Genomic DNA, 12,929 nt, shown 5'->3' with positions numbered 1-12,929 from the left:
GGTCATGCCGGGCGTTCTTCCTGGTCCGGTGGGGTGGCGGTCGATTGACTGGGGACAGCTCACCAAGAGCTACGTCAACGCTCCAACCGCCAAGCAGAGGATGGAAAATGAGGAAGCACAACTCGCTCCGTGTCCGGGGTGGCGCCGTGGTCGCGGGTGGCCTACTCGGCGCGACGGCGCTCGTCGGCCTGCTCGCGTCTCCCGTCGCGGCCGGCGCGGCGCCGGACCGGGTCGGCGCCGTCGCCGCCGACGTGACCGCGGCCGCCCCAAGCGCCTGTCGGGTGTCGTACGCCGTCAAGGACCAGTGGTCCTCGGGCTTCATCGGCGAGGTCACGGTCCACAACGACGGCCCGCAGGTCAACAACTGGAAGCTCACCTGGTCGTTCTCCGGCGCGCAGCAGCTCAACGGCGTGTGGAACGGGCTGTTCCAGCAGGATGGTGCGGCCGTCACCGTCACCGGTGACGGGCACAACTTCAACATCCTGGAGGGCGGCTCCGTGACCTTCGGGCTCAACGTCTCCGGACCGCCGGCCGTGCCGACCCAGTTCGCGCTCAACGGTGTGGTCTGCGGCTGACTCACCGGGTGCGGCTCGGGTCAGGGTCTGCCGCGGCCCTGGCCCGAGCCGGCCGTCCGGGGTCCGGTCATCGCACCGGCCTGTACGGACGGCTACCCGGGAGGGACCGACTCAGGGGCGGCGGCGGTGAGGGCGTCGAGGTGGGCGAGCGGACTGCGCGGCGGCCGCCATTCGAGGAACATCGCCGTCGCGTCGTCCTGGAGCTCGTCGTCCTGATGTGTCACGACCGCGCCGACCAGCCGGCGCATGGTCTCCGGCGTGGGCAACCGGTCGTTGAGCGCCCGGTGCACGAAGTCGAGCAGCCGGTCCACGCCGAACCGTTCGCCGTCGGCACTGAGCGCCTCGGTGATGCCGTCCGTGTAGGCCAGGATCCGGTCGCCCGGGTGCAGATCCTCCTCGTGTACGGCCGGGCGGCGCGACGACAGGTGGCCGAGGCCCAGCGGCAGCGCGGTCGGACCGGGCAGCTCCCGGACGGCCTTGCCGTCGCGCAGCAGGATCGCACCCGGGTGGCCCGCGTTGATCATGCGTAGGCGCCCGGTCCTCCGGTCCAGTTCGCCCAGGAGCGCCGTCGCGAAGAGGTTCGGGTGCTCGCTGCGCACCCACTTGTCGATGCTGCTTGCCGTATCGACCAGGTCGAGGCCGCACCGGCGCGCGTTGCGGTAGGAGTTGACGACGAGCGAGGCCAGCGTGCTCGCCTTGATGCCGTGCCCACACGTGTCGAACAGGCCGACGCTGAGCAGGTCGCCGTTCAGCGCGTAGTCGAACACGTCCCCGCCGACGTCGTAACACGGCTCCAGGATCGCCGTGACCATGACCTCGTCGGTCGCGAACGTCAACGGCGGCAGCAACCCCCAGACGATCTCCGCAGCGACCTGCATCGGAAGGCGCCGCCGCAGCAGCTCGATGACGTCGCCGTAGGGGCGGCGGTTCACCAGGAGCTGGGCGACGCAGACGGCGAGTTCCCGCGCGGGCGCCTCCAGCCCCGGATCGTCGGCGGCCGGCGAGACGATCTCCAGCACACCCATCCGCTCGCACCCCACCAGCAGCGGCACCCACAGCCGGTCAGCGCCGTCGACCGCGTGCTGCACCTCGAGGCTGCTGAACGCCCGGCCGGCGAGGGTCGTATCGATGGGAAGGACATCCCGGACGAGACCGGCGCCGAGCAGCGGCACGAGCCGAGCCTGCGCGTAGTCGGCCAGATAGACCACGATCTCGGTCGCTCCGATCGCCGGCGCGGCGCGCGTGACCAGTGCCGGCAGGTCGTCCGGGCCGCCCTGGGGCGCGGTCACCTGCAACCAGCGCACGGCCTTGCCCGCGTCGCCCACCGATCACCTCCCCCATGCCCCGCACAACCATAGGGGTCCGGCTTCGAACCTGCCACCACCTGCGCACTCGCCGGCTCCCCGACCTCCTCCGGGGCGCAGCTCCACCACGTCTTCGCGGTCGGGACCGCATCCGCGGGACGACACATGACCACGACCGGACGCGACCTGTCCGCGCTGCGCGGGCTGGCGGGCGGTGGCCCGGGCCGCGGCGGCCGCCGGGCTGCACGTCGTGCCCGTCGGTCGGCTTCCGTACCCTGGGCCGGTGCGATTCGGGGTGCTGGGGCCGCTGGCCGTGTGGACCGACCACGGCCAGCCGTGCCCGATCCCCGGGCGCAAGGTGCGGGCACTCCTGGCCGACCTGCTGGTCAACGAGGGGCGACCGGTGTCCGGGGACCGGCTGGTCCGGGACCTGTGGGGCGAGGCGGCGCCGGCCGACCCCACCGCCGCGCTGCACGTACGGGTCTCGCAGCTGCGCCGGGCGCTGGCCGGGGCGGAACCCGGCGGTCGGGAGCTGGTGGTGTCCCAGGCCCCCGGGTACGCGCTGCGGGCCGGGCCCGACGCGGTCGACGCGGTACGGTTCGCCACCCTGGTCGGGCGGGCACGGGCGGCCGGCGATCCGCGCACCCGGGCCGGGCTGCTGGCCGAGGCGCTGACCCTGTGGCGGGGGCCGGCCCTGGCCGACTTCGCCGACGAGGAGTTCGCCCGGACCGTGGTGGCCCGGTGGGAGGAGCAGCGGCTGACCGCGGTGGAGGCGTACGCCGAGGCCCGGCTGGACCTGGGCGAACACCGGGAGCTGGTCGGCGAGCTGGCCGAGCAGGTGCACCGGCACCCGTACCGGGAGCGGTTGCGGGCCGCCCACATCCGGGCCCTCTACCGGGCTGGCCGGGCGGGTGAGGCCCTGGACAGCTTCCAGGAGCTGCGGCACCGGCTCGCCGACGAGCTGGGGCTGGACCCGGGCCCGGAGCTGACCGCGCTGCACCGGGCCGTCCTGGCCGGTGACCCGGCCGAGGACGCGCCGGCACCGGCACCGCCACCGGTGCGGCCCGCCGCCAACCTGCCGGCCCCGGTGACCGAGCTGATCGGCCGGGACCACGCGGTGCAGCGGGTACGGGAGCTGCTGGCGACCGGCCGGCTGGTCACCCTCACCGGGCCGGGCGGAGTGGGCAAGACCAGTGTGGCCATCGCGGTCGCCCGCGCCGTCGCCGAGACGTACCCGGACGGCGCCTGGCTGGTCGACCTGAGCACCTGGGACGGGCGGGGTGACCCGGCCGAGGTGATCCTGTCCGTGCTGTCCATCCCGGATGCCTCGGGCGCTGCCGAGCCGGCAGGTGCGCGGTTGGCCGTCGCGCTGCTCCAGCGGCGGATGCTGCTGGTGCTGGACAACTGCGAGCACGTGGTCGCGCCGGTGGCCGAGCTGGTCGGGGCGCTGCTGCCGGCCGCGCCCGGCCTGCGGGTGCTGGCCACCGGCCGGGAACCGCTGCGGCTGCGCGGCGAGGCCCGTTGGGACCTGCCGCCGCTGGAGATCCCCGACACCGACGACCCGGCCCGGCTGGCCCGCTCGTCCGCCGTACGACTGTTCCTGGCCCGGGCCGGGCTGGTCCCCGCGCCGGAGACCGCCGCCGCCGTGGCGGAGGTGTGCCGGCGGCTGGACGGCATCCCGCTGGCCCTGGAGCTGGCCGCGACCCGGGTACCCGCGCTGGGCGTACCCGAGCTGGCGGCCCGGCTCCGGGTGCCCCAGGACCGGTTCGGGCTGCTCGGCACCGGGCCGCGCGACGCGCCTGCCCGGCAACGCACCCTGGCCGCGGTGATCGACTGGAGCTGGCGGCTGCTGACCGAGGCCGAGCGGGCCGTGCTGCGCCGGCTGGCCGTCCACTCCGGCGGTTGCACCCTGGCGGCGGCCGAGGCGGTCTGCGCCGGGGACGGGGTGGCCGCCGGCGAGGTACTGGACCTGCTCGCCGGTCTGGTGGACCGCTCCCTGGTGGTGCGCTCTGACGGGCCCCGGTTCCGGCTGCTGGAGTCGGTCTCCGCGTACTGCCTGGACCGGCTGCGCCAGGCCGGGGAGGAGGCGGCCCTGCGGCGCCGGCACGCCGAGCACTACCTGGCCCTGGCCGAGCGGGCCGAGCCGCGGCTGCGCGGGCCCGGTCAGGGCGAGTGGTTGCGCCGACTGGACGCCGAGGGCGCGAACCTGCGGGCGGCCCTCGACACGTTCCGGCGCGAGGGCGCGGCCGAGGCGGCGCTGCGGCTGTCCGGAGCCCTGGTGTGGTACCGGTTCCTGCGCGGCCGGCTCACCGAGGCGCGCCGGGCGCTGGCCGGGGCCCTGGCCCTGGTGGGTGATCCACCTGCCGTGGTCCGGGCCAGGGCCGAGGTCTGGCACGCCGGCATGGCGATCCGGCAGGGGCAGGCCGGCCCGGAGCGGGTGGCGGAGGTACTGCCCGGGTACGCGAAGCTGGCCGACGGCGCCGAGCTGGCCCGGGCGCAGTGGTTCCTGGCCACCTCGGTCGCCGAGTTCGGGGACGGGGCAGCCGCCGGGGAGCTGCTGGAGCGGGCACTGGAGACGTTCCGGGCCGTCGGGGACTCATGGGGCGAGGCGGCGGCGTTGAGCAGCCGCGCCATGCTCGCACACGTCCGCGACGACCTGACCGCGCTGGAGCGCGACGCCCGGCGCAGCGCGGAGCTCTTCACCGAGCTGGGTGACGAGTGGGGTGTGCTACAGGCCGTGGACTGGCTGATCGGCCTCGCGGACCTGACCGGCGACCATGCGGAGGCCGCCCGGCTGAGCCGCAGCGGCCTGCGGCACGCCGAGGAGCTGGAGCTGTGGACCGATGTGGCCGGTCGACTGGCCTGGCTGGGCTGGATATCCGTGCAGGTCGGCGACTATCCGAGCGCCCAGGAGTACGCGGAGCGGGCGAGGCGGTTGGCCGTCGGGCAGGGGCAGCGGGCCGGGGAGGTGTTCGCGACCATCAGCCTGGCGTTCGCCGCCCGCCGGGCCGGCCGGCTCGATCCGGCCGAGGAGCACCTGCGGTGGCTGCTGGCGTCCGCCCGCCGGCAACAGGCCGGTGACGGCCACCCGCCGTACCTGTCGATGGTCCTGACCGAGTTGGGGCTGCTGGCCGCGCAGCGGGGTGATCCGGGCGCGGCGCTGGCCTGGCACCGGGAGGGCTTCGACGTCTTCCGGGACCAGGGCTCGGAGCGCGGCACGGCGTGGGCACTGGCCGGGATGGCGGCCGCGCTGGTGCTGGACGGACGCTCCGTCCTGGCGGCGCAGCTGCTCGGCGCCGCCGACGCGGCCACCCGGAGGACCGGGCCGGTGCTGTCCGCCTCCGACCGCGACGAGTTGGCCCGGACGACCAGGGCGGTCCAGGCCGCCGAACCCGCCTTCGCCGCGCACTTCGCGCGCGGCAGCGGGCTGACACCGGAGCAGGCCCGGTCCCTGCTGGACGGGGACCGGGCCTGACCGGGACCTACCTGGGCACGTAGACGTGGACGACGATTCCCGAGTCGAACCGGTGCAGGTCGGCCAGCTTCAGGTGGGTGGTGTCGAAGCCCGCGCCCTCGAACAGGTGCTTGCCGGCCCCGACGATGGCCGGGAAGTACCAGAAGTGGAACTCGTCGACCAGACCGTGCTCCACCAGGGTGCGATCCAGCTCGCCGGTGCCCCACTTCAGGATGTTCGCGCCCGGCTGCTCCTTCAGCTTCGCGACCTCCTCGGCCACGTCCCCCTGGAGGAGGGTGGCGTTCCAGGTGGTCTCGGTCAGGGTCCGCGACGCCACGTACTTGGGCATGCTGTTCATCTGGTCGGCGCCGGGCCCGGACTGCGCGGACCAGGCCGCCGCGAACCCCTCGTACGTCACCCGGCCCAGCAGCATGGCGTCCGCCGAGCGGGTCAGCTTCTCGGCGTAGCCGGCGTGGTCGTCGTCCCAGTAGGGGTGGCCCCAGTGCTGCGGCTCGGCCCGGGACGCCGTGGACGGCCGGGTGTCGTCGATGATCCCGTCCAGCGACACGAACGTCGACTCGATGAGCTTGCGCATCTTCTGCTCCCTCTGCTCCGGTGCGGCCCGTCCGGTACCGCCGGCCTCTTGGAGACAGCCTGCCCGGCGCCCCTTACCGTTTCCTTCAGGTCGCCTACCGGGCCGTCGGCGCACCGGTGATCGGCGGGAACGAGCGCGGCGGCTGCGGGTCGGGCGCGGCAAGCGGGCTCCCGGCTCCACGACCGTCCGGTGCACGCGGCGGGTTGGTCGGCCCGGCGGTCCGGCACGCGGAACCAGGCCGGCGGGTGACCTGCGCCGCCCGATGATGCGGGCCCCGCCGCCCCTCGTGAGGGTAGCGAAGCCCGTCTTCTGCCGGGCTGCTCGGCACACCGTGACAATACGCGCCAACCCTACCGGCCGGCCCAAGCCGGGCAGTTCGCCACCGGACGACCACCGCACGGCCCACGCCAGGGGCAGGACGGACCGTGGGCCGGGCCGGACGCGCCGGTACAGTGCCCGGGTGTTCGCGATCATGCTGGACGACGGGGCCGAACTGCGCCCGCTGGAGCCCTGGCAGGCCGAAGAGTTCCTCGCCCACCTGGAGCGGGCCCGCGCTGCGGTGGACCCGTGGGTCCCGTGGGCGACCCGGAGTACCGACCTGGACTCCGCCCGCGCCACCCTGCAGCGGTACGCGGACCTCGCCGCCCGCGACGCCGGCCGGCTGTACGGCATCTGGCTCGACGGCACGCTCGTCGGCGGGACCATGTTCGTCGCCTTCGACGCCACCGCGGGCACCTGCGAGATCGGTTGCTGGCTCGAGCCGGCCGGGCAGGGCCGGGGGCTGATCACCCGGGCCGCGGGCCGGCTCGTCGACTGGGCGGTACGCGTGCGCGGCATCCACCGGGTCGAGTGGCTCACCCGCCCGGACAACACCGCCAGCCGCGGCGTCGCCCGCCGCCTCGGCATGCGGCTGGACGGAGTGCTGCGCGAGGAGTTCGCGTACCGGGGGGTCCGGCACGACACCGAGGTCTGGTCGCTGCTGGCACCGGAGTGGGCCGGCGTGCCCGCACCGACCACGCCGTGGGCCGCCACCCGGAGTCCGGGCGACGGCCCACAGCGCACTGGTCAGCCCTGAGGCAAGTGCAGGTAGACGAACCTGCCGCTGCTCACTCTCCGAGTGCCGTAGGCCTCGGGGTTGCTGTAGTTGTACTCCTCGACGGTTACCGTGCCGTCGGAGTGCACCGCGGCCACCCATGCGACGTGACCCGAGCCGCTGTCGGTCTGCGCGACCGAGCCGACCCGCGGGGTGCTGTTGACGGTGATTCCGGCGCTGCGCGCGGCGTTGTCCCAGTTGTAGGCGTTGCCCCAGTGGACGCCACGGTAGTAGTTGTGGAACGCGATGTTCGTACGGTCATTGAGCCGCCAGGCCACGAAGGACGTGCACTGGCCCTTGTAGAAGTTCCACGGGTCGACCCCCGAGGTCTGACCGCTGTACGGATAGTCGTTACGCACACCGCCCGGCTTGCTGAAGCCGCGGCAGGTGTACAGGTCGGGACGGGTCCGCAGCCGGCTCGCGTGCAGGAAGTAACCCTTCACGAAGTACCACAGGTCACTGCCGTTGACAGTCTGACCGGCAGCCACACAGACGGCCTGGACATTCTCGTTCGAGGTGAACCAACCCGAAGCCGCCGGCGCGTCGAACGACGGACTGCTGTACCCGTTCGCCGCCAACGGCACGTTCGTCGGCCCACCACACTGCGGAATCCCCGTCGCCACCGCGAACGCGTACGCCGGGTAGTACCTCGTGGAGATCCGGTACCAGAAAATCGAGTTACCCACGTACTCACGACCACGGATATAACACTCCACCGACACCGACCGACCCGCCGTCAACACCGAACCCTCGATGTACGGACTGTTCAGATACGGCAGGTTGTGCGCCGTGATCTGCGAATTCACCCGCACCGTCGCCGCCGCCTGAGCCGGTGCGGCGCTCACCGCGAGCCCGACGACGACGAGCGCGACGAGATTCGCGGCCGCGATCACCCGTGCGGCGATCCTAGCCGCGCCGAAGTGTCTGGACATTGGTCATCTCCCCTGGGGTGTCCGGGTCAGCGGATCGGACGCACGACGTACGGCATGACGCCGGACTCGCTCGGACTGAAACTGCGCCGGCGGATATCGGGGCCGCTGCTGGCCGCAGTCGCCTCGATGATCGCACCGTTGCCGACGTACAGCGCCACGTGATGGATCGCGCTGGGGGAATGGCTGCTGTTCGACCAGAAGATCATGTCGCCCGCGACCCGCTGGGCGAGTGCGACCCGGTAGCCGTTGGCGTACTGGGTCCGCGAGTCCCCGCCGACGTTGATTCCGGCACCACGGTAGAAGGCGTACTGGGTGAAGCCGGAGCAGTCGAATCCGTAGACGTCGGAATCGTCCCGGCCGCTGGGGCTACAGCAGATGCCGTAGGTCGGGCCATTCTGGTTGCCGCCGCCCCAGGAATAGGGGTACTTCCCGAGCATGGCGGTCGCCGCCGCGATCACTCCGGACACCGCGCCCGGTTTCCGGAAGCCGCGGCAGGTGTACAGGTCGGGACGGGTCCGCAGCCGGCTCGCGTGCAGGAAGTAACCCTTCACGAAGTACCACAGGTCACTGCCGTTGACAGTCTGACCGGCAGCCACACAGACGGCCTGGACATTCTCGTTCGAGGTGAACCAACCCGAAGCCGCCGGCGCGTCGAACGACGGACTGCTGTACCCGTTCGCCGCCAACGGCACGTTCGTCGGCCCACCACACTGCGGAATCCCCGTCGCCACCGCGAACGCGTACGCCGGGTAGTACCTCGTGGAGATCCGGTACCAGAAAATCGAGTTACCCACGTACTCACGACCACGGATATAACACTCCACCGACACCGACCGACCCGCCGTCAACACCGAACCCTCGATGTACGGACTGTTCAGATACGGCAGGTTGTGCGCCGTGATCTGCGAATTCACCCGCACCGTCGCCGCCGCCTGAGCCGGTGCGGCGGTGACCCCCGCGGTCACCAGGCCGATGACCGCCATTGTGAGGACGGCGAATTTTTTCGCGCCGCCAAGGATGGTAGATCTCACGTATTCCTCCACCTGTTAATCGAACGTCTACGTCGTGCACTTCCACGAGTCGTCGACCGGGCACGGGTGCCCGGTCGACCCACCGTTGGCGCTCCCGCGTACCGCCTCGTTGTCGCCGAGGACTTCCTGAGAGTGGCCGGAGGTGGTGAGGTGGATGGTTAACAGGTTGTTGTAGCTCGACTGGGTGGGTTCACGGGCGACGACCCGTGCGGCCGTTTCGAGGGGTGTCGTGCAGATTCGGATGCTGGGCCCGGTGCAGGCGTACGCCGACGGTCGGGACCTGGATGTCGGACCGCGCCAGCAACGGCATGTCCTGGCCGTGCTCGCCGTCGACGCGGGTCGTGTCGTGACCACCGAGGCGTTGATGGACCGTGTCTGGGAACAGGTGCCCTCCGGCGCCCGCCGGGCGTTGCACGTGCACGTCACGCGGATCCGCCGGATGCTGGAGCAGGCCGACCCGGCCGGTGCACCGGCGACGCTGGTACGCCGCTCGGGTGGTTACCTGCTCGACGTCGATCCCGACCGGGTCGATGCCCACCGGATGAGCCGGCTGTTCGAGCAGGCCCGCGCGGCCGGGTGCGACGATCGGCGGGCCGCGTTGCTGCGCGAGGCGGTCGGTCTGTGGCGTGCCGAGCCACTGGGCGGGTTGACCGGGTCCTGGGCGGCGCGGACCCGCGAACGGTGGCGCCGGCGGTACCTGGACACCGTCGTCGCGTGGGCCGACGCCGAGGTGTGCGTCGGTGACCCCGGCGCGGTGATCGGGACGCTCGGCGACCTGACCGACGAACACCCCCTGGTGGAACCCCTGGCCGCGGCACTGATGCGGGCGCTGTACGCCGCCAGCGGGCAGGCCGAGGCCCTGGAGCACTACGCCCGGGTCCGCCGACACCTCGTCGACGAACTCGGCGTCGACCCCGGACCCGAGCTACAGGCGGTGTACCGGGCCATCCTGCGGGGCGGACCGGATCCACTGCACGCCGCCGCCACGCCGCCGGAGTACCCGGCACCCGTGCCGGGGCAGCTCCCCGCCGACGTGGCCGGCTTCACCGGCCGTACCGGCCAGCTCGCCGCCCTCGACGCCCTGCTGACGCAGCACCCAGGGCCGGCGCCGACGGCAGTGGTCATCTCCGCGGTCTGCGGCACCGCCGGAGTGGGCAAGACCGCCCTGGCCGTGCACTGGGCGCACACCGTCGCCAACGAGTTCCCCGACGGACAGCTCTACGTCAACCTGCGCGGCTTCGACCCCGCCGGCCGGGTGACGACCCCCGCCGAAGCCGTACGCGGACTCCTCGACGCCCTCGGCGTACCACCCGAACGCGTCCCCAGCACCCTGGACGCCCAGACCGCCCTCTACCGCAGCCTCCTGGCCGGCAAACACGTCCTCGTCCTGCTGGACAACGCCCGCGACGCCGAACAGGTCCGCCCACTGCTACCCGGCACCCCGACCGCCCTGGCCCTGGTGACCAGCCGCGACCAGCTCACCCCGCTGGTCGCCGTCGACGGCGCCCGCCCGCTGCCCCTGGACGTCCTCTCCACCGACGAGGCCCTGCACCTGCTCACCGAGCGACTCGGCGCGCAACGGATCACCGCCGAACCCGTCGCCGTACGACAGATCATCGCCGCCTGTGCCGGACTACCGCTCGCGCTGAGCATCGCCGCCGCCCGCGCCCAGCAGAGCACCTTCGCGCTGGCCACCCTCGCCACCGAACTCAGCCAGGCCACCGACCGGCTCGACGCCCTCGACGCCGGCGACCCGACCACCGACGTCCGGGCGGTGTTCTCCTGGTCCTGTGCGGCGTTGCACGCGCCCGCCAACCGACTGTTCCGACTCCTCGGCCTCCACCCCGGCCCGGACGTCTCCATCCCGGCCGCGGCCAGCATCGCCGGCCTGCCCATCCGGCAGGCCCGCCGGTTGCTGACCGAGCTGACCCGCGCCAACCTGCTGGTGGAGCACGTTCCCGGCCGGTACACCATGCACGACCTGCTCCGCGCCTACGCCGGCGACCTCGCACACACCACCGGACCCGACCAGGTCGGCCGCGCCACCGCCCGGCTGCTCGACCACTACACACACACCGCGCACACCGCCAACCGCCGCATCTACCCGGCCCGCGACCCGATCCAGGTGCCCCTCACCCCCGTCGCCCCGGGCGTCAGCCCCGAACACCTCGCCGACCACCAGCAGGCGATGGCCTGGCTGACCGCCGAACAGTCCGTCCTACTCGCCGCCGTCAGACACGCCGCCGACCACGGCCTCGACGCGCACGCCTGGCAGCTGGCCTGGGCCCTCGACACGTTCCTGCACCGGTTGGGCAACTGGCACGACCACGTCGCCGTCTGGGAGATCGCCCTGCACGCCGCCCGCCGCCTGGACGACGCGACCGCGCAGGCCATCGCGCACCGGCGCCTCGCCTCCACCCACACCCAGCTCGGCCGGCACACCGACGCGAACACCCACCTGGAGCACGCGCTCGACCTGTACCTCCGGACCGGTGACCGGGGCGGCCAGGCCCACACCCAGCGCAATCTCGCCTACCTGCGTCAGCGGCAGGGCGACCCCGAGCGCGCCCTGCACCATGCCCAGCAGGCCCTCGCGCTGTACCAGCTGACCAGCGATCACTGTGGGCAGGCCAGCGCCCTCAACGAGGTCGGCTGGTGTCGGGCCCAACTCGGCGACTACGCCCAGGCCATCATCGACTGCGCGCAGGCACTCCCCCTGTTCCAGCGGGCCGCCGACCACCACGGGCAGGCCATGACCTGGGACAGCCTCGGCTATGCCCACCACCACATCGGCCACCACGACCAGGCCGTGGACTGCTACGAGCGCGCCCTGACCCTGCTGCGCGGGGTCGGTGACCGCTACAACGAAGCCGATGTCCTGACCCATCTCGGCGACACCCACCGGGCTGCCGGCGACCCTGCCGCGGCGCGCATCGCCTGGACCCAGGCCCTGACCATCCTCACCGACCTCGAACACCCCGACGCGGAGGCGGTCCGCGCCAGACTGTCGGCACGGGAAGCGTGACCGGGTGCCGGTGGAGAGCGGCCGGCAGCAGCTACCATTGATAGGTATCGATTGCGTCTCCAGCGGTTACGCCTACCTCACCCGGGGGCGCGAGCGGGGTGAGCCGGGTCAGCCTCTACTTCCAGGGCGGATCGGAGACGACGTCGTTGACCCGCTCCCTCACCGGCCCGATCGCGGAGGACTGGGTGGCGACCCAGAACGTCGGGCCGGAGTCACTGGTCTTCGGACCCTGCGGCGAGGACCGCTACCTCAACATCAACACCGAGCTGCGGGTCAGCGCCGGCAGCTCGGCCTCGGTGAGCGGCTTCGTTGCCCGGGACGCGGTGAGCAGCTACCGGCTGCTCTGGAGGCGCTGCCCGGGAGGGTGACAACCCGCTGGTCGTCACCCTGGTCCACGGATCGGGACCGGTCCCCGGCAGCCCCGATATCGTCGAGGGCGACCCCGAACCGGCCATCATCCTGGTGAGGCAATCGATGACCCGACGTACCGCCCGACTCGCCGTGCCGATGCTGCTGCTCAGTGCCCTCACCGGCTGTGTGGGCAGCGCCGGGGAACCCCACACCCTGGTCCTCTCGGCGACCGGGACGGCGGCCCTCGAAAACGTCACCTACACGGTCGGGGGAGAGACCGTGGAGGAGAAGACGGCAACGCTGCCCTGGGAGAAGACGTTCCAGATCCGGTCGGGAAAGTGGGACCTGGTGATCCGGCACCGTGCCGGGGACGTCCAGGCGATCGCCACCGTGGACGGGAAGCTGCTCACCCAGGGCGCCGGCGGCGGTACCGGCACCGGCCAGGTACAGCTTTCCGGGTCGATCGACGACTGAACGGACGGCTGCGCAACCTGCCTACCCGGGCCACGACCGCCCGTGTCGTGCCGCCGTCGCGGTAACCGGCCTGAGCGGACGCCGGTGCGGTAGCG

General features: G+C 72.7%; 10 protein-coding genes. 6 read left to right on the top strand and 4 right to left on the bottom strand.

Annotated features, from left to right (window positions below; genetic code table 11):
* The first annotated feature begins 107 nt into the window (after positions 1-107).
* Complete coding sequence (locus ACQEUR_RS17360) at positions 108-575, top strand: cellulose binding domain-containing protein (protein WP_433031876.1); 468 nt, start codon at positions 108-110, stop codon at positions 573-575.
* Positions 576-667: 92 nt separating this feature from the next.
* On the opposite strand, the gene ACQEUR_RS17355 is transcribed toward ACQEUR_RS17360, so the two are convergent.
* Entirely contained in the window at positions 668-1,900 is a 1,233-nt protein-coding gene (locus ACQEUR_RS17355) for a PP2C family protein-serine/threonine phosphatase (RefSeq protein WP_433031873.1), read from the bottom strand.
* A gap of 262 nt (positions 1,901-2,162) precedes the next feature.
* Here ACQEUR_RS17355 and ACQEUR_RS17350 point away from each other — a divergent pair, with 262 nt between their 5' ends.
* Complete coding sequence (locus tag ACQEUR_RS17350; protein ID WP_433031870.1) at positions 2,163-5,354, top strand: BTAD domain-containing putative transcriptional regulator; 3,192 nt, start codon at positions 2,163-2,165, stop codon at positions 5,352-5,354.
* 7 nt (positions 5,355-5,361) lie between these two features.
* On the opposite strand, the gene ACQEUR_RS17345 is transcribed toward ACQEUR_RS17350, so the two are convergent.
* On the bottom strand, positions 5,362-5,928 hold the full coding sequence (locus ACQEUR_RS17345) for a dihydrofolate reductase family protein (RefSeq protein WP_433031867.1): 567 nt from the start codon (positions 5,926-5,928) through the stop codon (positions 5,362-5,364).
* 460 nt (positions 5,929-6,388) lie between these two features.
* Here ACQEUR_RS17345 and ACQEUR_RS17340 point away from each other — a divergent pair, with 460 nt between their 5' ends.
* Complete coding sequence (locus ACQEUR_RS17340) at positions 6,389-7,003, top strand: GNAT family N-acetyltransferase (protein WP_433031864.1); 615 nt, start codon at positions 6,389-6,391, stop codon at positions 7,001-7,003.
* Here the strand turns inward: ACQEUR_RS17340 and ACQEUR_RS17335 are convergent.
* Entirely contained in the window at positions 6,994-7,914 is a 921-nt protein-coding gene (locus ACQEUR_RS17335; protein WP_433031861.1) for a CHAP domain-containing protein, read from the bottom strand. The two genes, ACQEUR_RS17340 and ACQEUR_RS17335, sit on opposite strands and share 10 nt — an antisense overlap.
* Positions 7,915-7,979: 65 nt before the next feature.
* Entirely contained in the window at positions 7,980-8,984 is a 1,005-nt protein-coding gene (locus ACQEUR_RS17330; protein ID WP_433031858.1) for a C40 family peptidase, read from the bottom strand.
* A 229-nt stretch (positions 8,985-9,213) separates the two neighbouring features.
* Here ACQEUR_RS17330 and ACQEUR_RS17325 point away from each other — a divergent pair, with 229 nt between their 5' ends.
* The 3 genes from ACQEUR_RS17325 to ACQEUR_RS17315 all read left to right on the top strand — a co-directional run bounded on the left by ACQEUR_RS17325 (position 9,214) and on the right by ACQEUR_RS17315 (position 12,834).
* Positions 9,214-12,009: a tetratricopeptide repeat protein gene (locus ACQEUR_RS17325; protein WP_433031855.1), complete on the top strand. Its 2,796-nt coding sequence runs from the start codon at positions 9,214-9,216 to the stop codon at positions 12,007-12,009.
* Positions 12,010-12,059: 50 nt separating this feature from the next.
* Complete coding sequence (locus tag ACQEUR_RS17320; protein ID WP_433031971.1) at positions 12,060-12,377, top strand: DUF4360 domain-containing protein; 318 nt, start codon at positions 12,060-12,062, stop codon at positions 12,375-12,377.
* A gap of 106 nt (positions 12,378-12,483) precedes the next feature.
* A complete protein-coding gene (locus ACQEUR_RS17315) occupies positions 12,484-12,834 on the top strand; it encodes a hypothetical protein (RefSeq protein WP_433031852.1) in 351 nt (116 codons plus the stop codon).
* Positions 12,835-12,929 lie beyond the last annotated feature (95 nt).

The sequence above is a fragment of the Plantactinospora sp. CA-290183 genome, assembly GCF_050936375.1.
GTDB lineage: Bacteria > Actinomycetota > Actinomycetes > Mycobacteriales > Micromonosporaceae > Plantactinospora.
The sequence above is the reverse complement of the archived record's forward strand: the minus strand, read 5'-3'. Positions and strand labels throughout refer to the sequence as shown.

Excerpts from the sequence above, each read along its gene's own strand:
- ACQEUR_RS17315 (WP_433031852.1), top strand. The coding sequence starts at position 12,484 with ATGACCCGACGTACCGCCCGACTCGCCGTGCCGATGCTGCTGCTCAGT.
- ACQEUR_RS17345 (WP_433031867.1), bottom strand. The coding sequence starts at position 5,928 with ATGCGCAAGCTCATCGAGTCGACGTTCGTGTCGCTGGACGGGATCATC.
- ACQEUR_RS17360 (WP_433031876.1), top strand. The coding sequence starts at position 108 with ATGAGGAAGCACAACTCGCTCCGTGTCCGGGGTGGCGCCGTGGTCGCG.